The organism is Patulibacter minatonensis DSM 18081, assembly GCF_000519325.1.
Taxonomy (GTDB): Bacteria; Actinomycetota; Thermoleophilia; order Solirubrobacterales; family Solirubrobacteraceae; genus Patulibacter; species Patulibacter minatonensis.
On the sequence record NZ_KI912613.1, the window covers coordinates 2,880,984 to 2,905,331 of the forward strand.

21 protein-coding genes, 1 tRNA gene, 1 other RNA gene and 1 pseudogene are annotated in these 24,348 nt (G+C 74.6%); 12 read left to right on the forward strand and 12 right to left on the reverse strand.

Annotated features, from left to right (window positions below):
* Both PATMI_RS0113275 and PATMI_RS0113280 read left to right on the forward strand, forming a co-directional pair.
* Positions 1-403 (forward strand): annotated as a pseudogene (locus PATMI_RS0113275) (hypothetical protein); the annotation flags it as partial.
* A gap of 70 nt (positions 404-473) precedes the next feature.
* Positions 474-809, forward strand: a complete 336-nt coding sequence (locus PATMI_RS0113280) for an antibiotic biosynthesis monooxygenase family protein (RefSeq protein WP_026911241.1) — start codon at positions 474-476, stop codon at positions 807-809.
* Positions 810-851: 42 nt separating this feature from the next.
* Here the strand turns inward: PATMI_RS0113280 and PATMI_RS29900 are convergent, their stop codons facing one another.
* Complete coding sequence (locus PATMI_RS29900; RefSeq protein WP_036725815.1) at positions 852-1,370, reverse strand: flavin reductase family protein; 519 nt, start codon at positions 1,368-1,370, stop codon at positions 852-854.
* A gap of 183 nt (positions 1,371-1,553) precedes the next feature.
* On the opposite strand from PATMI_RS29900, the gene PATMI_RS29905 reads away from it, so the two are divergent.
* The 3 genes from PATMI_RS29905 (at position 1,554) to PATMI_RS0113300 (ending at position 3,205) form a co-directional block, all read left to right on the forward strand.
* Positions 1,554-2,201 (forward strand): class I SAM-dependent methyltransferase, encoded by a 648-nt coding sequence (locus PATMI_RS29905; RefSeq protein ID WP_051471580.1) that lies wholly within the window; start codon positions 1,554-1,556, stop codon positions 2,199-2,201.
* A 150-nt stretch (positions 2,202-2,351) separates the two neighbouring features.
* Complete coding sequence (locus tag PATMI_RS0113295) at positions 2,352-2,852, forward strand: hypothetical protein (RefSeq protein WP_157260761.1); 501 nt, start codon at positions 2,352-2,354, stop codon at positions 2,850-2,852.
* Between the two features lie 83 nt (positions 2,853-2,935).
* Complete coding sequence (locus PATMI_RS0113300; protein WP_026911243.1) at positions 2,936-3,205, forward strand: hypothetical protein; 270 nt, start codon at positions 2,936-2,938, stop codon at positions 3,203-3,205.
* A 94-nt stretch (positions 3,206-3,299) separates the two neighbouring features.
* Here PATMI_RS0113300 and PATMI_RS0113305 read toward each other — a convergent pair.
* Positions 3,300-3,373, reverse strand: a tRNA-Val gene (locus PATMI_RS0113305).
* Positions 3,374-3,465: 92 nt separating this feature from the next.
* Here PATMI_RS0113305 and PATMI_RS0113310 point away from each other — a divergent pair.
* The 3 genes from PATMI_RS0113310 (at position 3,466) to PATMI_RS29910 (ending at position 4,808) form a co-directional block, all read left to right on the forward strand.
* Entirely contained in the window at positions 3,466-3,813 is a 348-nt protein-coding gene (locus PATMI_RS0113310; protein WP_026911244.1) for a hypothetical protein, read from the forward strand.
* A gap of 84 nt (positions 3,814-3,897) precedes the next feature.
* An RNA gene (ffs, locus tag PATMI_RS35945) (signal recognition particle sRNA small type) lies at positions 3,898-3,994 on the forward strand.
* A 73-nt stretch (positions 3,995-4,067) separates the two neighbouring features.
* Positions 4,068-4,808, forward strand: coding sequence for a glutathione S-transferase (locus PATMI_RS29910; RefSeq protein WP_051471582.1), 741 nt, complete (start codon positions 4,068-4,070; stop codon positions 4,806-4,808).
* A gap of 50 nt (positions 4,809-4,858) precedes the next feature.
* Here the strand turns inward: PATMI_RS29910 and PATMI_RS0113320 are convergent, their stop codons facing one another.
* The 3 genes from PATMI_RS0113320 to PATMI_RS29915 all read right to left on the reverse strand — a co-directional run bounded on the left by PATMI_RS0113320 (position 4,859) and on the right by PATMI_RS29915 (position 8,434).
* Positions 4,859-6,244 (reverse strand): dihydrolipoamide acetyltransferase family protein, encoded by a 1,386-nt coding sequence (locus PATMI_RS0113320; protein ID WP_245604163.1) that lies wholly within the window; start codon positions 6,242-6,244, stop codon positions 4,859-4,861.
* An 85-nt stretch (positions 6,245-6,329) separates the two neighbouring features.
* Positions 6,330-7,286 (reverse strand): pyruvate dehydrogenase complex E1 component subunit beta, encoded by a 957-nt coding sequence (locus tag PATMI_RS0113325; RefSeq protein ID WP_084270346.1) that lies wholly within the window; start codon positions 7,284-7,286, stop codon positions 6,330-6,332.
* A 74-nt stretch (positions 7,287-7,360) separates the two neighbouring features.
* Positions 7,361-8,434: a thiamine pyrophosphate-dependent dehydrogenase E1 component subunit alpha gene (locus tag PATMI_RS29915; RefSeq protein ID WP_245604165.1), complete on the reverse strand. Its 1,074-nt coding sequence runs from the start codon at positions 8,432-8,434 to the stop codon at positions 7,361-7,363.
* 554 nt (positions 8,435-8,988) lie between these two features.
* On the opposite strand from PATMI_RS29915, the gene PATMI_RS35950 reads away from it, so the two are divergent.
* Together PATMI_RS35950 and PATMI_RS0113340 are read left to right on the forward strand one after the other, a co-directional pair.
* Positions 8,989-9,450, forward strand: coding sequence for an ArsR/SmtB family transcription factor (locus tag PATMI_RS35950; RefSeq protein ID WP_084269927.1), 462 nt, complete (start codon positions 8,989-8,991; stop codon positions 9,448-9,450).
* Positions 9,447-9,965 carry an SRPBCC family protein gene (locus tag PATMI_RS0113340; protein ID WP_026911247.1) on the forward strand — a complete coding sequence of 173 codons (519 nt, stop codon included), beginning with the start codon at positions 9,447-9,449 and terminating at the stop codon, positions 9,963-9,965. The genes PATMI_RS35950 and PATMI_RS0113340 overlap by 4 nt, the downstream gene beginning before the upstream one ends.
* Before the next feature lie 134 nt (positions 9,966-10,099).
* Here PATMI_RS0113340 and PATMI_RS29925 read toward each other — a convergent pair whose 3' ends face one another.
* From PATMI_RS29925 to PATMI_RS0113375, 7 genes are all read right to left on the reverse strand, one after another.
* Positions 10,100-12,217: an amidase gene (locus PATMI_RS29925; RefSeq protein WP_051471584.1), complete on the reverse strand. Its 2,118-nt coding sequence runs from the start codon at positions 12,215-12,217 to the stop codon at positions 10,100-10,102.
* A 10-nt stretch (positions 12,218-12,227) separates the two neighbouring features.
* Positions 12,228-12,887, reverse strand: coding sequence for a hypothetical protein (locus PATMI_RS29930; protein WP_036725822.1), 660 nt, complete (start codon positions 12,885-12,887; stop codon positions 12,228-12,230).
* Between the two features lie 19 nt (positions 12,888-12,906).
* The gene (locus PATMI_RS29935) at positions 12,907-14,952 is read right to left on the reverse strand and encodes an amidase (protein ID WP_051471586.1); all 2,046 of its coding nucleotides are present in this window, start codon (positions 14,950-14,952) and stop codon (positions 12,907-12,909) included.
* A gap of 371 nt (positions 14,953-15,323) precedes the next feature.
* Positions 15,324-17,381 carry an amidase gene (locus PATMI_RS29940; protein WP_051471588.1) on the reverse strand — a complete coding sequence of 686 codons (2,058 nt, stop codon included), beginning with the start codon at positions 17,379-17,381 and terminating at the stop codon, positions 15,324-15,326.
* Positions 17,382-17,511: 130 nt separating this feature from the next.
* Complete coding sequence (locus PATMI_RS34605; RefSeq protein WP_026911248.1) at positions 17,512-18,171, reverse strand: hypothetical protein; 660 nt, start codon at positions 18,169-18,171, stop codon at positions 17,512-17,514.
* Between the two features lie 24 nt (positions 18,172-18,195).
* Positions 18,196-20,133 (reverse strand): amidase, encoded by a 1,938-nt coding sequence (locus PATMI_RS29950; RefSeq protein WP_051471590.1) that lies wholly within the window; start codon positions 20,131-20,133, stop codon positions 18,196-18,198.
* Positions 20,134-20,364: 231 nt separating this feature from the next.
* A complete protein-coding gene (locus PATMI_RS0113375) occupies positions 20,365-22,188 on the reverse strand; it encodes a hypothetical protein (RefSeq protein WP_036725824.1) in 1,824 nt (607 codons plus the stop codon).
* Positions 22,189-22,220: 32 nt separating this feature from the next.
* Between PATMI_RS0113375 and PATMI_RS29955 the strand changes: the two genes are divergently transcribed.
* Both PATMI_RS29955 and dnaX read left to right on the forward strand, forming a co-directional pair.
* Positions 22,221-23,009 carry a DUF480 domain-containing protein gene (locus PATMI_RS29955; protein WP_169738369.1) on the forward strand — a complete coding sequence of 263 codons (789 nt, stop codon included), beginning with the start codon at positions 22,221-22,223 and terminating at the stop codon, positions 23,007-23,009.
* Between the two features lie 52 nt (positions 23,010-23,061).
* Positions 23,062-24,348: DNA polymerase III subunit gamma/tau (gene dnaX / locus PATMI_RS29960; RefSeq protein WP_051471594.1), on the forward strand; the 1,287-nt coding region annotated here is incomplete at its 3' end.

Here is a 24,348-nt window from a genome sequence, read left to right on the forward strand (position 1 = left end):
CGGCGGTCGCGCCGGTGGCCGTGGCGGCACCGGGATGACGGCGGCGGAGCGCGAGAAGCTCCAGGCGGCCCTGAAGTCGTGCGGCGTCACGACGCCGAGCGGCGGCGGGCAGCGGGCCGGGCGCGGGCGGCCGGACGTGACCAGCGCCGCCTACCGCAGGTCGATCGAGGCCTACGTGGCCTGCGTGAAGAAGCACGGCTTCGACCTGCCGAAGCCGAACTTCACGGGGAACGGGCCGATCTTCGACCCGAAGGAGGTCGACCAGACCGACGCGACGTTCCGGAAGGCCAGTGGCGCCTGCCAGTCGACGCTCCGGTCGGGGGCGGGCGGCGGCTCGGGGGCGGGCGGCGGATCGTCCTCCGACTCCTCCGGCTCGTCCGGGTCCTCGGGCGCGCAGAGCTGACCGGGACCCGCCCGCCCCGCGGGTCCGCCCGTACGATGGGGCGGACCCACCCCTGCAACGAGAGGCACCCATGGCCGTCGTGAAGATCAACGCGATCGAGGTCGACCCCGAGCGCGGACCGGAGCTCGAGAAGCGGTTCGCGCAGCGCGCGAGCGAGGTCGAGAAGCGCCCGGGCTTCCTCGGCTTCGAGCTGCTGCGCCCGACCGAGGGGGAGACGCGCTACTTCGTCTACACCCGGTGGGAGAGCGAGGAGGACTTCCAGGCGTGGGTCTCGAGCGAGTCCTTCACGCGTGGGCACGCCCAGGCCGCCGCGGACCGCGGCGCGCCGAAGCCGGTCTCGCACGGCGCCAGCCTGCTGGGCTTCGACGTCGTCCTGTCGGTCGAGGCGGCGCGCGCGGAGGCCTGAGGCTCTGCCGGTCGCGCGGCGCGCGGCCGGTCGCGACCCGCGTCAGTCCTCGTCGAGGAACAGCGGGTAGGCGCCCCGGCTGAAGACCATCGGGTGCGCCGCCCTGTGGACGTCGAGGTCGATGACCTTGGCGACCGCGAGGAAGTGGTCGCCGAGCTCGATCTCCTGATCCAGCTCGCAGTCGATCCACGCGACGACGTCGTCGAGGATCGGCGCGCCGGAGTGCGGTGCGGCGGTGAAGTTGACGCCCTGGAACTTGTCGCCGCCGCTCTTCGAGAACTGGGCGGCGAGGTCGTTCTGCCCCTGCGCGAGCACGTTGATGCAGAACTTCCCGACCTCGCGGATCGGCGGCCAGCTGGTCGACTTGTGCGTCGGGTAGAAGCCGACGAGCTGCGGGTCCAGCGAGATCGACGTGAACGAGCCGATGACCAGTCCGGCCTTCGTCCCGTCGTCCTTGACCGCGGTGATCACGACGACGCTGGTCGGGACGTGCGAGAGGACGTGCCGGAACTTGTCCGGATCGCCGTGGGGCGTGACGTCGGATGCGGGAGAGGAGGACATGGTGGGCGCTCGGGTCGACGGCGGGGTGGCGCCGCGCGGTCGCACGGCGAACGCCCCGCATCCTATGCCCCGGGTCGACGCCGGAGGACCCCCGGAAGGAGGTCGCGGACCCTCCGTCCGGGACGGACGACGGACGGGGTGGCCGTCCGGTCGCGGGCCCCGGGGCCGGTAGCGTCGGCACCCGTGCCCCGCGCTCTGCCCCGTCCGATCGACCGGCTCCACGAGCGGCTGTTCGTCGCCGGGTACGCCGCGGTGCAGCGTGGCTCGGAGGCGGCCGGGATGCGCGAGATCCGGCGCCGGCTCGTGGCATCGGCCGGTGGGACCGTGCTCGAGATCGGCGCGGGAACCGGCCTGAACCTGCCCCACTACGGGTCGGGCGTCGGCGAGCTGACCCTCGTCGAGCCGGCGCCCGCGATGCGCGACGCGCTGCGCCGAGTCGCGGCCGACGACGGCCGCGTCCGGATCGTCGACGGCACCGGGGAGCGGCTGCCGGGGGCCGACGGGTCGGTCGACGTGGTCGTCGCGACCTTCGCGCTCTGCAGCGTCGAGGACCCTCCGGCCGTGCTCCGCGAGGCCGCGCGGGTGCTGCGCCCCGGCGGCACCTACCTCGGGCTCGAGCACGTCGCGGGGGAGGGGACGATCGCGCCGCGCGCCCGGCGACTCGTCGCGCCGGTGTGGCGGTTCGCGGCGCGTGGCTGCCGGTGCGACCAGGACGCGGCGGGGCTGCTCCGGGCCTCGCCGCTCGCGCTCGAGGTGGCCGAGCCGTTCCGCGGTCCGCGCCAGCCGTGGCCGGTGCGGCCGGGCGTGCGCCTCGTGGCGCGTCGGGTCTGACGGGGCGGACGGACGGATCGTCCTCCCGTGCGCCCGCGGACCCGGACGGGCCCGGTGGGCCGGGGCGCCGGCCGGGACCGGCCGGGGGCCGTCGGCGGGGCGGCCCTACGATGGTCCGGTGCCCGCCCCGTCCCGACGACCGGCCCGTCCGTGACCCTGCGGGAGCTGCACGAGCGGATCGCCGCGTCCGCCCCGGTGCACTGGCGCGTGCTGCCGCCCGGCCCCGGATGGCCGGGCCATCCGGCGCACCCCGAGGGCGCCGACCCGGCGGAGGGGGGCGCCGGGCACACGCACCGGGCGGTGCTCCGATCGGACGTCGACCTGGTGCTCGCGTGGGGGTGGCGCGAGTCGGAGCGCGACTACTTCGAGCCGTGGCTCGGCAACCTCGGGCGGATGACGGAGGTCCGCGCCGACCGGATCGTGCTCGACGTCCTGTGGGCCGGGTCGCTGGTCGATCGGCTCCTGGGGCTCGCGTTCCAGGAGTTCCTGCTGCCGTTCCCGCGGTCGCGGCAACCCCGGGTCAAGGGGCTGCCCGACCGGTACTTCGCCCGCGACGAGGCCGAGGCGTGGCGGCTCGTGCACGAGCTCGCGTTCCCGGACGGCGTCGCGTTCGACCGCGTGGTGCACCGGTCCGGCCTGCGGGTCGAGTGAACGACTCCGGCGCCGAGCCGCCGGACCGCCGGCGTCGAACTGCCGGACCGCCGGCATCCGGCCGAGGGAGGATGATCCGCGCCATGAGCGACGCGATCCCGCCCCGGAGCCCCCGCGTCGACGCCGGCCGTCCAGCGTCGGCCGACACCGCCGAGGCCCGCGCGCTGATGCGGCGGCTGCACGAGGCCAGCGGGCAGGTCGACGCGGTGATCGACCAGCTCAGGGAGATCGCGGCGCTGGTGCGCGGCGATGCCCCCGCGGTGCGCCACCCACCCGCCCGGGAGGCCCCGGGCCTGCGCCGCAGCACGCGCGCGTCCGACCCGGTCCGGTACGACGGGGACCGCAGGGGCTGATCGGCGCCCGGTGGCGACACCTTCGCCGCCGGCCGCCCGCCCTGACGGGGCCCGGAACGACGAAGGCCCCGCCGGGGCGGGGCCTTCGAGAAGGTGGGCATACTCAGACTCGAACTGAGGACCTCTCGCGTGTGAAGCGAGCGCTCTAACCAACTGAGCTATACGCCCGGAGGGATCAGAAAGATAGCGCGGAAGGGCGATCGGCGGGGTCGTCGGGTGCCGACCCTCCGGCGCGCGGCGGTTCGTGGGATCCTTCCGGGATGGAAGAAAGCGAGAAGGCCACGATCAGCGACAGCGAGGCCGCCGATCTCGAGCCGACGTCGAACCCCGAGTCCGCCCTGCCGAGCGACGAGGCGGAGGACCGCAACAAGTCCCCGCAGGGCGGCGCCTCCTACGACGACGACGTCGTGGCCGTCGATCCCGCCAACGCCATCTCGGCGAACGCGTTCATGATCCAGATCACGATCTCGGCGCTCCTCACGGTGCTCCTCCTCGTGCTGGCGTCGATCACGGACTCGACGATCCTGCTGCTCCTCGCGCTGATCTCGATCCTGCCGGGCCTCGGGCTGATGCTGAAGTCCGTCTTCGTGATGATGTCGACCGACTGACCGGGCGGGCGTCGGCCCGGGCTGCGCTCGGGTACGATCGCCCACGAGGACGGCGGCATGAGCCCGTCGTCGACGGCATCGATGGGGGCGTCCCCGTGCGACGTCGACCCGTGAACCAGGTCAGGTCCGGAAGGAAGCAGCCTTAAGCGGTAGTCGATGGGCGCGCGGGTGCCGTTCCCGGAGTCGTCGGCGGCGGGCTGATGCCGTTCCGGGACGGCGCCGTCGCGCGGACCTACCAGCGGTAGGGTGCGGGCATGCCCGGACCCGGTCCCGCCGTCACGCTCCACGTGCTCCCGCCGTCGCCGCCGTGCCGGACGGTCGAGGCGGCGCTCCGCCTGAAGGGCCTCGCCTACGAGCGGGTCGACCTGCAGCCCGGCAAGCACCAGGAGGCGATGGCGGAGATCTACGGTCCGGCGCGCACCACGGTCCCGGGCGTCGTGATCGACGGGACCCCCGTCCACGGGTCGGTCGCGATCCTCGAGCGGCTCGAGGAGCTCGCCCCCGAGCCCGCGCTGTACCCGGCCCCGATCGCCGAGGCCGTCCACGAGGCGGAGCGCTGGGGCGACGGGCGCCTCCAGGACCTCTCGCGGTACCTGCCCTGGGGCGCCATGCACTTCCGGCCCGAGTCGCTCGGGACGTTCGGCGGCGGTGGCGCCCTCGACGCCGCCGGCACCGACTACGCGATCAAGGTGATCCGCGGCACGTGGCGGTACCACGGCCTGACCGCGGTGGTGCTCCACGAGGCGCTGCAGGACCTGCCGGCGCTCCTGGACCACGTCGACGCGCTGGCGGCCGACGGCACGATCGGCACCGACCACGTCACGGCCGCGGACCTGCAGATCGGCGCGTCGCTGCGCGTCCTCCTGACTGTCGGCGACCTGCACCCGCTGATGGCCGGGCGGCCGGGCGAGGAGATCGCCCGCCGCCTGTTCCCGGACTACCCGGGCCTCGTGCCGGCCGGCGCGCTGCCGGCCGGCTGGGTGCCCGAGCGGTAACGCGCCCCGGGGGCGCTCGCCACGCTCCGCGCAGTGGCGCGGAGGGCCGCTCAGCCCTCGAGCCGGCGCCGCAGCGCCGTCAGGAACTGCGCGGCGTAGAGCCCGTCGAGCGCGCGGTGGTCCCAGCCCATGCAGAGGTGGACCATCGGGCGGATGCCGATGCTCTCGCCGCCGTCGGCGTCGGTGACGACGACGGGGCGGCGGACGATCGCCTCGAGGTCGAGGATCGCGACCTGCGGCTGGTTGATGACCGGGGTGGCCATGAGCGCCCCGGCCGCGCCGGGGTTCGTGATCGTGAACGTCCCGCCGCGCACCTCGTCGGGCGCGAGCGTCCCGGCGCGTGCCCGTGCCGCGAGGTCCTTGATGCGCCGTGCCAGGCCCTGCACGCTGAGGTCCTGCGCGTCGTGGATCACGGGCGCGATCAGCCCGTCCTCGCCGAGCGACACCGCGATCCCGAGATGGACGCGGTCGCCGTACCGCGTGACGCTCCCGTCGTCCGACGTCGCGTTCAGCGCGGGGAAGGCCCGGAGCGCCTGGATCGTGTGGTGGGCGACGAGCGGCAGCGCCGTCAGCCCGAGCTCCCGACGCTCGCGCTCGATCCGGCCCATGTCGCACTCGACGACCGTCGTGCAGTGCGCGGCGGTGTCGAGCGACCGGCGGACGGCGTCGCCGATCGCCCGCCGCATCCGCGACGGCGGGACGGGCACCCCGCCGAGGTCGGACGGGACGACGGGCCGTGCGCCGGGGACGACGGGCGGTGCGCCGTGGGCGAGGGACGACGGCCCGCCGCCGGTCGTGGTGCCGGGCGCGAGGAGCGACGCGTCGGCGACGCCGGACGTCGCGGCGCCGGTGGATCCCGCCACCGGGATCGACGGGTCGTGTCGGTACGGCGACTCGGTGTGCATGAGCGCCGCGGCGAGCGGCGCGGAGGCCGCCGCGAGCACGTCCCGCTTCGTGACCCGCCCGTTGCGGCCGGACCCGGCGAGCCCGAGGACGTCGATCCCGTGCTCGGCGGCGAGCCGCGCGGCCACGGGGGAGGACCGGCGGAGGAGCTCGCGGCGATCGGCGCGCGGATGGTCGACCGGCCGGCCGGGGGCGAGGGGGGCGTCCGGTCCGCTGGTGCCGGCGTCGCGGGCCGCGCCGACCGGGCGGTGCTCGCCGGTCGTCGCCGCGAGGTCCGGGGAGACCTCGCCGGGCGACGACCCACCGGGCAGGCCGCCGTCCGACGCGTCGCGCATCCGCGCGATCACGGTGCCGGCCTCGACGGTCTCGCCCGCCTCGACGAGCAGCTCCGCCACGACGCCGTCGCGGGGCGCCGGGCACTCGACGTCGACCTTGTCGGTCGAGACCTCGCAGAGCACCTCGTCGCGGGCGACGACGTCCCCGACCGCGACCCGCCATTCGAGGATCGTGCCCTCGGCCACGGACGTGCCCATGCGCGGCATCAGGACGTCGCCCGCGGCCGCGGCCCTGGACGGGGCCGCCGTGTCGGACGGGCCCGCCGGGGCGGCGGTCGGCGGGTCAGTAGTCGAGGAGCTCACGCGCGGCCTCCGCGATCCGGTCGGTGGTGGGCAGGACGGCCTGCTCGAGGCCGGGGCTGAAGGGGATCGGCACGTCCGGGGCGGCGAGGCGCCGGACGGGGCCGTCGAGGTCGGAGAACGCCCGGTCGGCGACGAGTGCCGCCACCTGGGCGCCGGCCGCGCACGTCTCGTTCGCCTCGTCGACGACCAGGACCTTGCCGGTGCGCCGGACGCTCGCGAGGATCGCGTCCTCGTCGAGCGGGACGAGCGAGCGCAGGTCGAGGACCTCGACGCGGCCGTCCTCGAACCGCGAGGCGGCTTCCGCGGCGAGGTGGACCATCGCCCCGTACGCGACGATCGTGAGGTCCTCGCCCCGACGGACGACCTTCGCGGTGAACGGCTCGAGGTGCTCGCCGACGGGCACCTCGCCCTTGATCCGGCGGTACAGGTGCTTGTGCTCGAGGAAGCAGACGGGGTTGTGGTCCCGGATCGCGGTGCTGAGCATGCCCTTGGCGTCCGCGGGCGTCGACGGCGCGACGACCTTGAGCCCCGGCGCGTGCATGAACCACGCCTCGGGGTTCTGCGAGTGGAACGGCCCGCCGGCGAACCCGCCGCCCGACGGCAGCCGCAGCACCATCGGCACCGCGAGCCCGGTGCGCCAGTGCATCTTCCCGGCGACGTTGACGAGCTGGTCGAAGCCGGTCGCGACGAAGTCCGCGAACTGCACCTCGCAGACCGGCCGCAGCCCCGCGAGCGCCGCGCCGACCGACGTGCCGATGATCGCGGCCTCCGCGATCGGGGTGTCCTGGACGCGATCGGCGCCGAACTCCCGGAACAGGCCCTCGGTGGCCTTGAACGCGCCGCCGAACGCCCCGACGTCCTCACCGAGCACGAGCACCCGGTCGTCCCGGCGCATCTCCTCGCGCAGCGCGTCCGTGATCGCCTGCAGGTAGGTCATCGTGCGCACGTCGCGGTCTGCGGAGGCGGGCGCCATCGCGGGAGCCGCGTCCGGGGCCCGGGTCAGCGGCGTGCTCATCGGCCGGTCCCCGCGTCGCCGGCGCCGGCCGGGCGCCCGGGCCCGCCGGCGTCCCCAGGACCCGCGAACCCGCTCCACGGCGCGTCGCCGCGGCCCAGGGGCCCGGGCTCCTCGGTCGCGAAGAGCCCGTCCGTGGCCGAGGCCGGGTCGGGCAGCGGCGTCGCGAGGGCCGCGTCAACGGCCGCGTCGAGCCGGTCGAGGACCGCCGCGCGAAGCGCGTCGACGTCGACGCCGTCGCCCTGCAGCCGCGCTGCGTACGTGGCGATCGGATCGCGCTCGCGCCATGCGTCGAGCACCGCGGGGTCGACGTACCGGGCGTCGTCGTGGGATCCGTGGCCGTGCATCCGCATGGTGCGCGCCTCGATCAGCGTGGGCCCGTCGCCGCGGAGCGCGCGCTCGCGGGCGGCGTGCGTTGCGGCGAACATCGCCTCGACGTCGTTGCCGTCGACCACGACGCCTGGCATCCCGTACGCCGCGGCGCGGTCGGCGGGGGAGACCGCGAACTGCGCGCTGGTCGGCGTCGAGTACGCGAGGCCGTTGTTCTCGCAGACGATCACGACCGGCTCCTTCCGCAGGCCGGCGAAGTTCATCGCCTCGTGCCACGCGCCCGGGGACGTCGCCCCGTCGCCGAAGAACGTGAGCGCCACCCGTCGCTCGCCGCGCAGCCGGAACGCCATCGCCATCCCGACCGCGACCACGAACATGTCGGGCAGCATCGAGACCATCGCGACGATCCCCTTGGCGGGGTCGCCGAAGTGCACGTTGCCCTCGCGGCCGCGGCTCAGGCGGTTGTCCCGCCCCAGGTGGTGCCGGATGATCTCGGTCAGGTCGGTCCCACGGACGAGGTGCGCGCCCAAGTCGCGGATCAGCGGTGAGCAGATCACGTCGTCGGGGCCCATCGCGAACGCCGCACCGACGGGGATCGCCTCCTGACCGTGGCCGTCGTAGAACGACCCGGGGGTGCGGCCCTGCTTGTAGAGCGCGACGCCCCGCTCCTCGAACGTCCGCATCCCGACCATGAACCCCAGGAGGGCCTCGCGGTCGGCGCGCGTGAGGGTGGGGTGGCCCACGGGTCGTTCGCGGGTGGTCCGGTGGGGGTCCTCGACGAGCACGGCAGCGTGCAGTCTGGCGCACTCCGGGACGCCCCGGAAGCGCGCTCGGACACAGAGAATCCCTGGATACCACGGGCTTTTCGACGGTACGGGCGACGGTACGCGCCGGGGTACGGACCCGGGTACGCCGCGGTGGCCGAGGGGGTCGCGTCGGCCGATCCGCGGTGCGGCGGACGGACCTCCACGAACGGTGACCCGGGGTCGCCGGCGACGGGACCGAGGGTCCTCCCGAGCCGGGGCGCCCCGCACCGAGGGGTCGCGCGACGGGGCGATCGGGGAATCGACGTGCATCCTGCGCATTCCCCGAGGGGTCGCGCGACGGGGCGATCAGGGAATCGACGTGAACCCTGCGCATTCCCCGACGGGCTCGGCGGTCGGTCGTGGGCGGGGCACGACGCCCGGTGCGTGCGGGCGGCTCCGGTCCTGCCCAGTCCGCCGTCGCGTGGAAGCCTCGGACGCCACGACCCCGAACATGCCTTGACAGGCATATACGCAGGTGCGAACGTCCGGGCATGGCCACGGACGCGACCTGGTCGGCGCTCGCCGACCCGCACCGGCGGGCGCTGCTCGACGCGCTGCGCGAGCGGGCGCACGCCGTCGGGGAGCTCGTCGAGCGCCTCGGGCTGTCGCAGCCGCAGGCGTCGAAGCACCTGCGGGTGCTCCGGGACGCCGGGCTCGTCGAGGTCGAGCGGCGGGCGCAGCGCCGCGTCTACTCGGTGCGGTCCGGCCCGATCGCGGACGTCGACGCCTGGATCGGGCCGTACCGGGAGCTCTGGAACGACCCGCTCGACCGGCTCGGGACGCACCTGGACGCGACCGCCGGCGGGCTCGCCGCGCCCGAGCGTCGACCGGCATCCGGCGGAATCGGCATGACCCGTGCTGCCGGCCTCGGCGGCGTCGCCGACACGCGGGGCGATGCCCGCACCGACGCCGGGGGCGTCGACCACCACCGCGACCACGAGGAGCACGCATGACCGACCGGGGGACGTACGTCGAGCACGAGGGGCGACCGGCGGTGCGGTTCCGGCGGGAGTACCCGCACCCGGTCGACCGGGTGTGGGCCGCGGTGACGCGACCCGACGAGCTCGTGCGGTGGTTCCCGTCCAGCGTGGCGTTCGAGGAACAGGAGGGCGGGGCGATCCGGTTCGCCGACGACCCGCACATGGAGTCGACGGCGGGGATGGTGCTGACGTGGGACCCGCCGCGGGCCTTCGCGTTCACCTGGGGGCCGGACGAGGTGCACCTGACGCTCGAGGCGCTGCCGGACGGCGGGACGCGGCTGACGCTGCTGAACGTCCTGGACGCCCGCGATGCCGCCGCGCGCAACGCCGGCGGCTGGCACGTCTGCCTGCTCTGCCTCGACCACCACCTCGAGGGCGGGACGACGTTCAGCCCGCACGAGCACCCGCCCGCGGCGTGGCAGCCCGTCTACGACGCGTACGTCGCGGACGGGCTGCCGTCGGGGGCGCCGGTGCCCGAGGTGGGCTGATCCGGACGGCCCGGCGGCGCCCCGGTCCGGCCGTGGATCGCGCCCGGCCCGCGACCAGCCCGGCCGTGGACCGCGCCCGGCCCGCGACCAGCCCGGCCGTGGACCGCGCCCGGCCCGCGACCGGCGGGCCGGGCCTAGCCGCGCTCGGCGATCGCCGCGTCCTCCTGGACGACCGGGTCGTTGCTGCTCGCCGGGTCGATCGGGGCGTCCGGGAGCTCGGCCGCCGCGGTGGCCTCGGCGACCTTCGCCGCGAGGTTCGACGGGAGCGCCTTGGCCGCGACCGCCGGCGGGTCGACCGGGAACCGGGTGTGGTGCTCGGGGTGCTTGGCCTGGTAGTCGATCATCGCCTGCACGAGCTTCGGCTCGCTGAACCGCGGGCCCCACAGCTGGACGCAGATCGGCAGGCCCGCGTTCGACGTGACGCCGACCGGGAACGACACGAGCGGCCACGAGAGGTCGTTCGCGATCTGGTTGTAGCGGCGGACCGGGAGCCCGGCGCTCGGGTTCAGCGGCTGGCGCTTGCCGACCTCCGCACCGATCGACATGACGAGCATCACGTCGACGCCCGCCGCGTCGAGGGACGCCTGGTAGTTCCTGATGAGCAGGCGCCGGCGACGCTCGCCCTCGCGCCGGGTCTTCGCCGTGATGCCGTTGTTCAGCAGCGCGGAGGCCGCGAACGTCGGCGCGACGTTGACGTCGGTGCTGCCGCCCGGGCGCCGGCCGTACTGGTTGGCCAGCGCGGTCTTCACCGTGGGCGTCTGCGTGTCCGCGAAGTCGGAGACCGCCTCGATGTAGCGGATCTCCGACCGGTTGGCGAAGACCACCGCGTTGCGCGGCGTCACCTGCGTGCCGTCGACCGTGTCCAGCACCGCGGGGTTCAGGTAGTACGGGTTGTCGCCGTCGAGGAAGTCCGGCGCCGTGCCGTAGTCCGTGATGTCGCAACCGCGGAACTCCTTGACCGTGGCGCCCAGGGCCTCCAGCTCGCCGCGGACGCGGGCGAACGCGGCCTTGTGGTCGGCGTCGTAGACCGACTGCGGAGAGACGCGGCGGACCGTCGAGGTCGACGTGTTGTTGGCGTTGTCGACCGTCGTCGTCATCCAGTCCGTCTGGGGGATCCCGATCGTCAGGCCCTTCAGCGGCTTGGAGCCCTCGCGGGGGGCCATCGGCAGCTCCGGGAACGGCTGCGGCTGCGCCAGCGACTGCGGGTCGTTGTCGCCGTCCGTGCCGATCAGCGCGTTCATGATGAGCGCGGCGTCGCGGCCCGAGCGCGCGAGCGGGCCCAGCACGTCGTAGGTCGCCGACAGGGGCATGACGCCGGCCATCGAGCCGAGGCCGAGCGACGGCTTGATCGCCGAACTGCCGTTGATCGCCGCCGGCCAGGTGATCGAGCCGCCGGTCTCCTCACCGATCGCGGCCGCCGCGAGCCGGTTGATCGGCGCGGCGCCCGAGCCCTGGCTCGAGCCGCCCGGGATGTAGTCCTTGTTCCACGCGTTGCCCGCGAACGTCCCGGCGATCACGCCGGAGTACGCCGAGCAGACGCAGTGGCCGAGGAACACGACGCCCTGGTCGCGCAGGCGCCCGACGGCGGTCGAGTCCTGGATCGCGATGTTGGCGTCGAAGTTGTGGGTCCCGTTCTTCGACGGCCGGCCCGCGATGCCGACGGAGTCCTTGATGCCGAGCGGGATGCCGCACAGGATCGGCGCGGCGGCGCCCTCGGCCGCGATCCGCTGGTCGGCGGCCGCGGCCTGCGCGAGCGCCTCGTCGCGGGCGATGCGGACGAACGTGTTGTAGCCGCCGTTGTCGCCGTAGATCTCGAACGGCCCGTTGAACGCGTCGATGCGCGCCAGGTAGGCCTGGGTGAGCGCGACCGAGGTCGTGTCGCCCGAGCGCAGGAGCGCCGCGAGCTCGAAGATCTCGTGGTCGACCAGCGGCTTGTTCAGGGCCTTCACCGCGGCGGCGCTCGGGAGCGCCGGCGCGGCGGACGCCCGGGTGGCCGTCGCCTTCGCCTTGGCCTTCGCGACGGACTTCGGCGCGGGCCCCGCGGTCGTGGCCGCCGCGGCGACCGACGGGCTCAGCGTCGTCACCGCCACGGCGCCGGCCGCGCCGGCGACCCCGGCGCGTCCGAGGAAGCCGCGGCGGGAGACGCCGCGGGACGGGGCGTCGTCGACCGTCGAGGTGGCGACGTCCGTGGTCGTCCCGACGTCGTCCGCCGGCGTCTCGAGGGTGGTGAGGTGCTCGGTGTTCTCGTGCATGGTCGGGCCCCTAGGCCTTCGTGCTGCGGGCGATGAGGACGGTCTTGGTCACCGTGACCAGGCGCCCGTCGGTGAACCGGGTCTTCAGGCTGACCGTGGCGCGGATCCGGCTGCGCGGGCCGACCGTCGCCCGGCCGAGCGCGCTGGACCGGATGCGCAGCGCGGTCGTGCCCTTCGGCAGCGTCACGACGCGCTTGCGGGTGATGGTGCGCTTGATGGTCTTCGTGCGGCGGCGCGCGAGCTTCTTCTTGTAGTTCGCGGTCGCGTAGAGCTCGACGCGCGCCTTCTCGGGCAGCGTCACGCGGACGCGGATGCCCGTGGAGCGGAAGTTCACCGGGTTGACCCGCGACGACACGGAGAGCCGCGGCGGCGTCGCCGGGCGCACCGTCCCGGAGGGCGGCGGCGTCGTCCCGGGGACGGAGCCGCCGGGGCCGGGGGTGGACCCGCCGACGCCGGGCGTCTCCGGGCCGGGACCGGTGGGCGGGTTGACGATGACGGGGTCGGGCTCGCCCGGCGTGACGACGAGGTCGGCCACGTCGTAGGCGAGCGTGTAGTGCGACTGCTTGCCGGTCCAGCCGATGGTCAGCGGGGTCGGGCCGACGACGCCGGGGTCGGCCGGCATGTGCTCGAGCGAGAGCGGCGTGCGGAGCGAGAGGGTGAAGAAGGGCATGAGGGGTCAGGTCTCCTGCTCAGCGGGGGCGGAGCTCGTCGGGGACGGCGGACGCGTAGACCACGGGGTCGTTGGAGAACAGCGGGTCGACCTCCTCGATCTCGAACGTCGCCGACGGGGGCGTCGTCGTGCGACGCGCAGCGACGGGGACCGCGGCGGGCTCGGGCGGGATCGCCCGGTGGTACTCGGGGAACGCGGCCTGGTAGTCGAGGGCCGCCTGCACGATCTGCGGCTCGGAGAACCGGGTGCCCCAGAACTGGGCGGAGATCGGGAGCGGCTCGGCGTCCGTCCCGAAGCCGATCGGGAACGAGACCATCGGCCAGCCGAGGATGTTCGGCGTCTGGAAGTACGTCCGGGAGCGCGAGAAGCCGCCGTTCGGGCGGAGCCCGATCTTCGCGCCGACGCTCATCACGAGCATGAAGTCGACGCCCGCGTCGTCCAGAGCCTTCTGGTAGTTCGCGGCCATCTGGCGACGGCGGCGGTTGCCCTCGCGACGGGCGCCGGCGGAGACGCCGCCGTGGACCGCGGCGAGCGCGGTGAACGTCGGCGCGACGGCCGGCACCGTGTTCGCCGTGGCGCCCCCGGCGCGGCGGCCGTAGTTCGCCAGCAGCGCCGCGCGGTTGGCCGGGAACTGGTTCGCGAACGCCTCGAGCGAGTCCGCGAAGCCGACGTCGTAGAGGTCCGGGTAGCTGGCGGCGAACAGCGGGGTGATCGCGGACCCGTCGACGGTCTCCAGCGTGTCGGTGCTGTTCTGGTAGGTGTTGTTCGCGGCGAGCGTCAGGTCGAGGCCCGGGAACTCGATCACGGTCGCGCCGAGGGTCTCGAGCTGTCCGCGCAGGCGCGTGAACATCGTCAGGTAGTCGGCGTCGTAGCGCTGCTGCGGCGGCGTGCCGACGACGCCCATCCAGTCGGTCTGCGGGATGCCGATGGTGAGGCCCGTCAGCGGCTTGGTGCCGCCCTTCGGGGTCATCGGGATCGTCTCGCGCGGGATCGGCGCCGAGAGCGTCTGCGGGTCGTTCTCCGCGTCGGGCCCCATGATCGTGTTGAGGATCAGGGCCGAGTCGCGCATCGACCGCGAGATCGGGCCGATGACGTCGACCGCGACGCGCAGCGGCATGACGCCGGCGACGGAGACGAGGCCGAGCGACGGCTTGATGCCCGAGGCGCCGTTGCAGGCGGACGGGAACATGATCGAGCCGCCCGTCTCCTCGCCGATGCACGCGGAGGCGAGGCGGGCGACCGGGGCGACGCCGGAGCCCTGGCTGGAGCCGCCCGGGATGTACTTCGCGTTCCAGGCGTTGCCGGCGAAGTTGCCGGTCGTGGCGCCCGAGAACGCGGAGCAGATCGTGTGGCCGAGGAAGACGACGCCCGCGGCGCGGAGCTTCGCCATCGCCGGGCCGTCCTCGACGCCGACGTTGCCCTTGAACGCGACGGTGCCGTTCTGGGCGGGCCGGTCCTTCAGGCCGATCGAGTCCTTGACGCCCATCGGGATGCCGCAGAGGAACGGGGCGGGGGCGCCGCCGCCGTGGCCGGCGTCGAGGCGGGCGTCCGCGGCGGCCGCGGCCTTCAGCGCCTCGTCGCGGGCGATCCGGACGAACGCGTTGAGGTAGCCGTTGCCGCCGGGCGTGTAGTCCTCGAACGGGCCGTTGAACTTGTCGATGCGGTCGAGGTACGCCTGCGTCAGCGCGACGGAGGTGATCTCGCGGGCCTGCAGCAGCGCGGCCTGCTCGACGGTGTCGAGGTCGACGAGCCGGACGGTCTCGAGGCGCGCCTTGACCGACGCGACGGTCGGCAGGACGTCGGTGCCGGGGGCGACGTCCTTCGCGGCCGCCGTGGCGGCCGTCGACGCCAGCACGCCGGAGGAGAGGACCGCGACGCCGGCGCCGGCGATCCCGGCCTTGCCGACGAAGCGGCGGCGGCTGAGGCCGGCCGGGGCGTCGGTGCCGGACGGGGCGACGGACGACGCCGCGGCGACGGACGACGTGGCGACGTCGGACGACGGCGCGTCGAGCGCGTCGACGACCGCGTCGACGACCGCGTCCGCGGGAGCGGATGATTCTCGCATCGAGGAGACCTCTGAGTGATCGGGGCGCGCCGGTCGGGGCCCGGCGTCGCAGTACCCCGATCACGGTACGAACGGGTGATCGCACGGCTCCTGTCCCGCTGGCCCAACGGGGCGCCGTGGCGTTGCACCATCGTGTGAACGTGTGCGCCGCAAGCGGGGGCATCGTCCATACCGCGGCCCCGCACGCGGGCAGCGAACGGTGTACCTGTCCACGTGACCCCGCGGTCGACCGCGGCGCCGCAGCCCGCCGAGACCTCCGACCGGTCGGTCGGCTGTCTCGGTTCGGCCGCCGTGCGCCTCGGTTGCGGGGCGGACGCCCGCCCACCGGACGCCCGCCCACCTGCCGGCCGCCCGTCCGCCCCGCGCGCGTCCTACCGGTCCGCGGCCGCGGCGTTCTCGCTCGCCACCGGGTCGTTCGTGCCGTACGGGTCGGGCTCACCGGCCTCGCCCTGCGCGGCCTGCAGCCGGAGCGCCCGGCTGAGCGTCCGCATCGCGGGGGCGACCGGATCGGCGGGGAGCCGCGTGTGGTGCTCGGGATGCTTGGCCTGGTAGTCGATCATCGCCTGGACGAGGCGGGGCTCGCTGAACCGCGGGCCCCACAGCTGGACGCAGATCGGCAGCTTCGCCCCCGACGTCTGGCCGACCGGGAAGTTCACCATCGGCCACGAGAGGTCGTTGGCGATCTGGTTGTAGCGGCGAAGCGGCAGGCCGTCGCTGGCGTTCGCCGCGTTCCGCCTGCCGACCTCCTGCCCGATCGACATCACGAGCATGATGTCGACGCCCGCGTCGTCGAGGCTCTGCTGGTACTTGTCGATCAGGAGGCGGCGACGGCGCTCGCCCTCGCGCCGGGCGCCGTTGGTCACGCGGTTCGTCGTCAGCTTCGCGGCCGCCCAGGTGCGGTCGGCGGTCGCGACCTCGCCGGGGCGCCGGCCGTACTGCGTGAGCAGCGTCGTCTGCACGGTCGTCGACTGCGTGGCGGCGAACGCCTCGATCGCCTCGAGGTACTGGATCTCCTGGCGGTTGGAGAAGACGACGGCGTTGCGCGGCGTGATCGGCGCGTTGTCGATCGTCTGCAGGACCGCCGGGTTCAGGTAGTACGGGTTCTCGCCGTCCAGGTAGTCCGGCGCGGTCCCGTAGTTCGTGATGTCGAGCCCGCGGAACTCCTTGACCGTCGCGCCCAGCGCCTCGAGCTCGCCGCGGACCCGGTCGAACGCCGCCTTGTGGTCCGCGTCGTACAGGGACTGCGGCGACTCCTTGACGACGGTCGCCGTGATCGTGTTGTCCGCGTTCAGGACCGAGCGGGTCATCCAGTCGGTCTGCGGGACGCCGACCACGAGCCCGGCCAGCGGCTTCGTCCCCGACCGCGGGGCCATCGGCAGCGTCGGGAACGGGTTCGGCGCCGACACCGACTGCGGGTCGCCGAGCGGGTCGGGGCCGATGATCGCGTTCATGAGGAGCGCGGCGTCGCGGCCGGAGCGCGCGAGCGGACCGAGCACGTCGTAGGTCGCCGACAGCGGCATCACCCCGGCCATCGAGCCGAGCCCGAGCGACGGCTTGATCGCCGACGCGCCGTTGATCGCGGCAGGCCAGACGATCGAGCCGCCGGTCTCCTCGCCGATCGCCGCCGACGCGAGCGCGTTGATCGGCGCGGCGCCGGAGCCCTGGCTGGAGCCGCCCGGGACGTAGTCCTTGTTCCACCCGTTGCCCGCGAAGTTGCCGGCGATGACGCCCGAGAACGCCGAGCAGATCGTGTGGCCGAGGAAGACGACGCCGAGCTCGCGGAGGCGGGCGACGGCGGTCGCGTCCTCGAGCGCGATGTTGTTCGCGAACGCCGGGGTGCCGTTGCCGGCGGTGCGGCCCGCGATGCCGACGGAGTCCTTGATGCCGATCGGGATGCCGCACAGGTACGGAGCAGGCGGGGTCGTGCCCGCGCGGGCGGCGTCGAGCTGCGCGTCGGCGGCGGCGGCCTGGGCGAGGGCGCCCGTGCGGTCGACCCGGACGAAGGTGTTGCAGCCGCCGTTGTCGCCGTAGGTCTCGAACGGCCCGTTGAACCGGTCGATGCGGTCGAGGTACGCCTGCGTCAGGGAGACCGACGTGATGGTGCGCGCCTGCAGCAGCGCGGCCTGCTCGACGATCTCGAGCTGGTGGACGGGGACGTTCCGCGCGAGGACGTCGGCGACCGACGGCAGGGCCGGGGCCTCGCCGGCGCGGGCGACCGCGGCCTTCCGGACCTTGCCGGTCGTCGTGGCCGCCGCGGCGGGCGAGGCCGTCAGGGTCGTGGCGAGGACGGCGCCGGCGGCCGCGGCGGTGCCGGTCCGGCCGAGGAACGCGCGACGCGAATGGCCGCGGGGTGTCGCGTCCGGCACGTCGCCGTGCTCCGCGAGGGCGGTCGGGGTGTCGGTGGTGGGGGCGTGGTCGGTGTCGGGCATCGGGGCTCCGGGAAGGGGGTGTCGGTGTCGGCGCCGGTGAGGGCGCCGGGCGGGCCGGGGTGCGCGGACGCACCCCGGCGGGCAGCCCGGGGCCACGGGCCCCGGCCTGCATCAGGACGGCGTCGGGCGCCTACTTCTTGGCCGGCGGCGGGGCGATCGTCACGGTGCGACGCGTCGTCGAGCGACGGCCGTCGGCGTAGCGCGCGGAGACCACGAGCGACGCGCGGACGCGGGACCTCCGGCCCACGACCTGGCGGCCGGCGGCGCTCGGGCGCAGCCGCAGCGCGGTCGTCCCGGGCTTCAGGGTCACGGCACGCTGGCGGGTCAGCCGGCGCAGCACCGTGGTCGACCGGCGGCGCGACAGGCGCTTCTTCATCCGGGCCTCGACGTGGACCACGACGCGGGCCTTCTCGGCCACCGAGATCCGCACCCGGATGCCGCTCGAGCGGTAGTTGACCGGGTTGACGCGGGCGATCGTCAGCGCGCGGACCGGCGGGGCGGGGCGGATCGCGCTCGCCGGCAGGGCCGGCACGGGCGCCGCGGGGATGCCGACGGCGCCGGGCGGGGCCGGCGCCGGGGTCTCCGGCGGGTTGTAGACCGGCGGGACCTCGGGCTCGGGCTCTGCGGGAGCGGGCTTCTGCGTGAGGTCCGCGGTGTCGTACGGCAGGACGTAGCCGCCGGCCTTCGCGGTCCAGCCGACGGTCAGGACCGTCGAGAAGACCTCGTTCGGGTCCTGCGGGAGGAAGCCGATGTTGTACGGGGCTTCCCAGGCGATGGTGAGGTAGGACATGGGTCGTCGTTCCGGGGTCGCGGGTTACGGGCGCTGCGGGGGCATCGCGGCGTCGTAGAGCTCGGGATCGTTGGAGGCGAGGGGGTCGACCTCGTCCTCGGCCGACGGCGCGCGCCGGAAGCCGGTGGTCTTCAGCGGCTGGTCGACGGGCACGCGGCGGTGGTGCTCCGGGAACGCCGCCTGGTAGTCGATCGCCGCCTGGACGATCGCCGGCTCGCTGAAGCGCGGTCCGAAGAACTGCACCGACAGGGGCATGACCGGCTCGTCGGCGCTGTAGCCGACCGGGAAGGAGACCATCGGCCAGCCCTTCGCGTTGGGGCCCTGGTAGTAGGTCCGGTAGCGCGGGAGGGCGCCGCGGAGCGTGATCTTCGTGCCGAAGTTCATGACGAGCATGAAGTCGATCGGGCGCCCGTCGCCGTCCGTCTTCAGCGACGCGGCGTAGTTCGCGGCCATCTGCCGGCGGCGGCGCTCGCCCTCGCGGCGGGCGGACGCGCTGATGCCGCGGTGGAAGGCGGCCGCGGCCTCGAACGTGGACGTGGTGGCCCCCGACGCGGTCCGGCCGTAGTTGCCGAGCAGCGCGTTCTGCTGGTCGAAGCCACGGGTGCGGGCGAACGCCGCGATCGCCTCCGTGTAGCGGATGTCGGCGCGGTACGAGTTCGTGACGGCGGTCGTCGGCGTGATGTTCGTGCCGTCGACCGTGTCGAGCACCGTCGCGTTCGTCAGGTACGGGTTCTCCGCCGCGGCGTTCATGTTCAGGCCGCGGAAGTTCACGACCTCGGCGCCGAGGTCCGTGAGCTCCTGGCGGACGCGGTTGAAGACCGCCAGGTTCTCCGTCGAGTACCGGGCCTGCGGTGCGGTGCCGATGACGTCGAGCCAGTCCGTCTGGGGCACCCCGATGATCAGGCCCGCCAGCGGCTTGGACCCGGTGCGCGGGACGATCGGGAGCGCCGGGAACGGCATCGGCTGCGAGAGCGTCTGCGGGTCGTCCGTCGGGTCCGGGCCCATCATCGCGTTGAGGATCAGCGACGAGTCGCGGATCGAGCGGGAGATCGGGCCGATCACGTCGGTGCCGGGGCTCAGCGGCATCACGCCCGCCACCGAGCTGAGCCCGAGCGAGGGCTTGATGCCGGAGGCGCCGTTGGCGGCCGACGGGAAGATGATCGAGCCGCCGGTCTCCTCGCCGAGGGTGGCGGCGGCGAAGCGGATGATCGGCGCGACGCCTGAGCCCTGGCTCGACCCGCCGGGGACGTAGCGCTTGTCCCAGGCGTTGCCGGCGAACGTGCCGGAGATCGAGCTCGAGTACGACGAGCAGATGGTGTGCCCCAGGAAGACGACGCCCTGGGCACGGAGACGCGCGACCGCGGGCGGGTCCTCGTTGGCGATGTTGCCGCGGAAGGCGACCGTGCCGTTCTGCGCGGGGCGGCCCTTCAGCCCGATCGAGTCCTTGACGCCCATCGGGATGCCGCACAGGTACGGCGCGGGGGCGCCGCCGGCGGCGGCCGCGTCGAGCCGCTCGTCGGCGGCCTTCGCGCCGGCGAGCGCGTCGGACCGGTCGATGCGGACGAACGCGTTGTAGCCGCCGTTGTCGCCGTAGAGCTCGAACTCGCCGTTGAACTCGTCGATGCGGGCGAGGTAGAGGTTCGCGAGGTCGACGGCCTGCAGCTCCCGGGCCTGCAGCAGGGCGGCGAGCTCGACGACGTCGAGGTCGACGATCCGGACGGTCTCCAGTCGCGCCTTCACGGCCGCCACCGACGGCAGCCCGGGCAGGGCGTCGCCGTCCGCTGCGCGGGCCGTCGTGGTGAGGGCACCGGACGCGACGACCGCGCCGGCCGCCCCGATCAGCCCTGCGCGGCCGACGAACGAGCGGCGGCTCAGACCGGATGACGGGGCGTCGGTGGACGTGGCGTCGGCGTCGACGCGCGCGTCGACGACCGGGTCCGCGGTCGCGGATGAATCTCGCATGGAGGAGGACCTCGTGAGGAGGAGGAACGCGCCGCGGTCGGGCGGCGCGCAGTACGACGACCACGCTACGAACGAGGCGCCTCGCCGCTCCTGTCCCGATGGCGCATTGCCGCTCGCCGGACTTTCACCATCGTGTGAACGCGTGCGGCGTAGGCGGGAGCCTCGTCCACATGCGGGGCGCCGAACACCGTCGACGCACGGTGTCTCACGCCATACCGCCGGCGCGGGCGGTCAGCGCGCGATGCGCCGCGCCAGCGCTCGGGCGCACCCCGGGTCCGAGGCGTAGACCGTCCACGTGCCGAGCGTCCCCGCGCGGACGCTGCCCTTCGGCGGCGTCGGCAGTCCGGCGCCGCCGTCGGCCTTGTCGAGGATGAACCCGCGGGCCACGCGGGTCGACGAGGGGAGGAGGGTGACGAGGGCCCGGGCCTGGCGGTTCCGGACACGGGTGTCGATCGGCCCGACAGCGGGGTACGGCTCCGCACCGGGAGCCCGTTCGTCGGCGGCGGTGCCGGCGACAGGACCGTCGTCCGGCAGCCCCAGCCACAGCAGCACCTGCGGCACCGCGCGATGGTTGGGCAGCGCGACGTCGAGATCGGCCTGGCCGCGGGGCGCGCACCCCGCGGTCGAGGTCAGCGCGGGGGAGACGACCTCGCCGGTGATCGTCCGCAGGTCGCCGATCACCCGCTGCTGGAGCGCGAGGGCGCTCTGCAGGCGGTCGACGCGGTGGACCTGGCTCGGCGTGAAGACGACGAAGACGAGCAGCGCGACCACGGCGAACGCCTGCCACGGCCGGCGCCAGCGGTGGTCCGGATCGAGGTGCCGCCAGCCGAGCAGCCCGGCGGTGGCGAAGACGATCAGGAGCGTCGCCGGGAAGACGAGGTACCGGGTCAGGAGCGGCAGGCCCGCGGCCGCGAGGACGAAGAACGCGACCGCCGCGGCGACCCCCCCGGCCGCGCCGAGCGCCGCGCGGCGACGCAGGAACGCGAGGGACAGCACGATGCCCCCGAACGCGGCGAGCAGCACGGGCTCGCGGACGATCTCGCCCAGGCGGCGCGGCATGACCGTGATCGCCGAGCCGACGCCGGTGACGCGGTCCAGGTCCGCCGCGTTCTGCTGCGTGCCGGTCAGGGCCTGCAGCGGGTCGCCGGAGAGCACCAGGCCCTCGACGATCCAGCCCAGCGGCGCCACGAGTGCCAGGGCGATCAGCGGCAGGAGCGGCCGCAGCTCGAACAGACCGACCCAGGTGCGCAGGCGGGAGGCGGGGGCGGTCGACGCCACCGTCGCGGAGCCCGTCCGGGAATCGACCGGATCCTGCGCATTCCCCGATCGGCCCGTTGCGGGCGCCGTCGGGGAATCGACCGAAAGCTGCGCATTCCCCGATCGGCCCTGCCCGGAGGCGGTTCCGGCGTCGTTCGACGGCCGGTCCACGGACCCGGCCTCCCGGATCTGCCAGACGCCGAGGTACGCGACGTACGCCGCCGCAAGCAGCCAGGCCTCCGGGCGCAGGAGCCCCGCCAGGGTGATCCAGAGGACGGTGCCCCGGCCGTTGCGCGGGCGCTTCGTCTCGGCGAGCAGCGCCAGGAGGAGGAAGACCGCGTAGGGCAGGTCGAGATACGTGCGCAGCCCGTAGGAGAGGACGGGCTCGCGCGTGAGGACGAGGACCGCGGCCACGACGCCGGCCGCGACGCCGAACCAGGCGGCCGCGATGCGGAAGGTGACGACGCCGAGCGCGCCGAGCCAGAGGAGGGCGGAGACGATCAGCGCGGTCTCCGCGCCGCGGCCGACCGCCGGACCCCCGGAGTCGCTCAGGGGCACCAGCAGCGCGGAGAACGCGTCGCTGAGCGGGTGCGGCGTGGGGGAGAACAGCCGACCGAGATCCGGGCGCGATCCGCCGGCGATCAGCTCGCGCATCCAGTCCAGGGACCACGCGGAGTCGTAGTTGACGAACGCGGTGCGCCCGAACGCGAGCCAGACGAGGAGGCCGAGCCCGCAGGCCGCGGCGAGGTGGATCGCGATCGATCTCGCGCGTGTCCGGGGTCGGGATGAGCCGTCCATGCGCGGGCGACGCTACCGCTAGCCTGCCGACCGTGAAGCCTGACGCCGTGGAGCTCCGCGTCCTCGGTGCCCTGCTCGAGAAGCAGCGCACCACGCCGGACACCTATCCGCTGACCCTCAACGCGTTGCGGGCGGCGTGCAACCAGTCGACGAACCGCGATCCCGTCGTCCAGTACGACGATGCGCAGATCCGGCACGCGCTGGAGGAGCTCGCCCGGCGCCGGTGGACGCGGTCGGCGGGCGGCTCGCGCGCCGCGAAGTACCGGCACCTGCTCGCGGACACGATGCAGATCCGGCCCGACGAGCAGGCGGTCCTCGCGGTGCTGATCCTCCGCGGCCCCCAGACGCCGGGCGAGCTCCGCGCGCGCACCGAGCGCCTGCACCGCTTCGAGAGCGCCGACGAGCTCGACACCACCGTCGACCGGCTCATCACCCGCCGGCTCGTCGTGCGGCTCGAGCGCCGGCCGGGCCAGAAGGAGGCCCGGGTCCAGCAGGTGATGGGCGGCGAGGAGCTGCCGACCGAGGCCGCGGCGACGTCCGGGACGGTCGCGGTCGAGCGGGCCGCCGAGCCGCCGCAGTACCGCGACGAGAGCGGGCCGTCGGAGTTCGACCTCGGTCCGGCGCCGCCGTCGGACGGGGGTGCGTCCTCGTCGCCCGTCGGCGGCGGCGCGGCGGCGGGGCGCGGCGACGCCGAGGAGCCGCCGCCGAACCACCTGGAGGGCCGCGTCGTCCAGCTGGAGGGCGAGCTCGAGGACGTCCGCGCCGAGCTGCGGACGCTGCGCGAGGAGCTCTCGGCGCTCCGGACCGAGCTCGGGGCCTGAGCGGCCGACCCTCGGCGGCGGACCGCCCGGGGGCTCCGTAGACTCGGCCCGAGTGTCCGCCCCCTCCCTCTACCGCCGCCACCGGCCCCGGTCGTTCGACGACGTCGTGGGTCAGGAGCACGTCGTCCGCACGCTCCAGAACGCGATCGAGCAGGACAAGGTGCACCACGCCTACCTGTTCGTCGGGTCGCGCGGGACGGGCAAGACGTCGATGGCGAAGATCCTCGCCGCCTGCCTGAACTGCCAGGGCGACCCGGGCCTGGCGGAGACCGAGCGCCGCCCCGGCCCGACGACCGCGCCGTGCGGCCGCTGCGAGGCCTGCCGGTCGATCGCCGACGCCACGTCGATCGACGTCGTCGAGATGGACGCCGCGTCGAACAACTCCGTCGACGACATCCGCGACCTCCGCGACTCCGTGGCCTTCGCCCCGGTCGGCGGGCGCCACAAGGTCTACATCCTGGACGAGGCGCACATGCTCTCGTCGCAGGCGTGGAACGCGTTCCTGAAGACGCTCGAGGAGCCGCCGCCGCGCACGATCTTCGTGCTGGCGACGACGGAGGCCAACAAGGTCCTCCCGACGGTCGTCGACCGCTGCCACCGCTTCGACTTCCACCGTCCGACGCCGACGCAGCTGTCCCGGGTCCTCGGCCGCGTGGCCGAGAAGGAGCAGATCGTCATCGGGCCGGAGGCCGTCGCGCTCGTCGCCCGGCACGCCACCGGGTCGTTCCGCGACGCGCTCGGCACGCTCGAGCAGCTCGTGACCTACGCGGGCGAGGACATCCGCACCGAGGACGTCCTCTCCGTGCTCGGGGTGGCCGACGCCGAGCTCCTCTTCCGCGCCTTCGACGCCGTGGGCGCGGGGGACGCCGCCGCGGGCCTGCAGGTCGCCGCGGAGCTGTCGGCCCAGGGCCGCGACCTCAAGCAGGTCATCACCGACGTCGAGGCCCACGCCCGGGCCCTGTTGCTCGTCCTGATGACGGGCGCGCTGCCCGACGAGCTGCGGATCTCGCCGGACCGCGACGAGCGCACCGTGGCCCAGGCCCGCACCCTGTCGGGCGCTGCGGTCATCCGGGTCATCGACCTCGTCGCGACCTCGCTGTCCGCCATGCGCGACGGCGCCGATCCGCGCACCCAGCTCGAGCTCCTGCTCGTCCGCTCGGCGATGCCGCACATCGACCCGCAGGCCAAGGCGCTCGCGGCCCGGATCGCCCGGCTGGAGCAGGCGTCCCAGGGGGCTGCGCCGGCCGCACCCGTGCCGGTGGCTCCCGCGCCGGTGGCTCCCGCGCCGGTCGCGCCGGCAGCGGCGGCACCCGCCCCCGTCGCTCCCGCCCCGACGGCG

Coding starts and splice junctions, on each gene's coding strand:
- PATMI_RS29925 (WP_051471584.1), bottom strand. CDS start 12,217: ATGCACGAGAACACCGAGCACCTCACCACCCTCGAGACGCCGGCGGAC.
- PATMI_RS35950 (WP_084269927.1), top strand. CDS start 8,989: ATGGCCACGGACGCGACCTGGTCGGCGCTCGCCGACCCGCACCGGCGG.
- PATMI_RS0113280 (WP_026911241.1), top strand. CDS start 474: ATGGCCGTCGTGAAGATCAACGCGATCGAGGTCGACCCCGAGCGCGGA.
- PATMI_RS29950 (WP_051471590.1), bottom strand. CDS start 20,133: ATGCGAGATTCATCCGCGACCGCGGACCCGGTCGTCGACGCGCGCGTC.
- PATMI_RS34605 (WP_026911248.1), bottom strand. CDS start 18,171: ATGTCCTACCTCACCATCGCCTGGGAAGCCCCGTACAACATCGGCTTC.
- PATMI_RS0113340 (WP_026911247.1), top strand. CDS start 9,447: ATGACCGACCGGGGGACGTACGTCGAGCACGAGGGGCGACCGGCGGTG.
- PATMI_RS29900 (WP_036725815.1), bottom strand. CDS start 1,370: ATGTCCTCCTCTCCCGCATCCGACGTCACGCCCCACGGCGATCCGGAC.
- PATMI_RS29930 (WP_036725822.1), bottom strand. CDS start 12,887: ATGCCCTTCTTCACCCTCTCGCTCCGCACGCCGCTCTCGCTCGAGCAC.
- PATMI_RS0113325 (WP_084270346.1), bottom strand. CDS start 7,286: ATGACCTACCTGCAGGCGATCACGGACGCGCTGCGCGAGGAGATGCGC.
- PATMI_RS29935 (WP_051471586.1), bottom strand. CDS start 14,952: ATGCGAGAATCATCCGCTCCCGCGGACGCGGTCGTCGACGCGGTCGTC.
- PATMI_RS0113310 (WP_026911244.1), top strand. CDS start 3,466: ATGGAAGAAAGCGAGAAGGCCACGATCAGCGACAGCGAGGCCGCCGAT.
- PATMI_RS29940 (WP_051471588.1), bottom strand. CDS start 17,381: ATGCCCGACACCGACCACGCCCCCACCACCGACACCCCGACCGCCCTC.
- PATMI_RS0113320 (WP_245604163.1), bottom strand. CDS start 6,244: ATGGGCACGTCCGTGGCCGAGGGCACGATCCTCGAATGGCGGGTCGCG.
- PATMI_RS0113375 (WP_036725824.1), bottom strand. CDS start 22,188: ATGGACGGCTCATCCCGACCCCGGACACGCGCGAGATCGATCGCGATC.
- PATMI_RS29910 (WP_051471582.1), top strand. CDS start 4,068: ATGCCCGGACCCGGTCCCGCCGTCACGCTCCACGTGCTCCCGCCGTCG.
- PATMI_RS0113300 (WP_026911243.1), top strand. CDS start 2,936: ATGAGCGACGCGATCCCGCCCCGGAGCCCCCGCGTCGACGCCGGCCGT.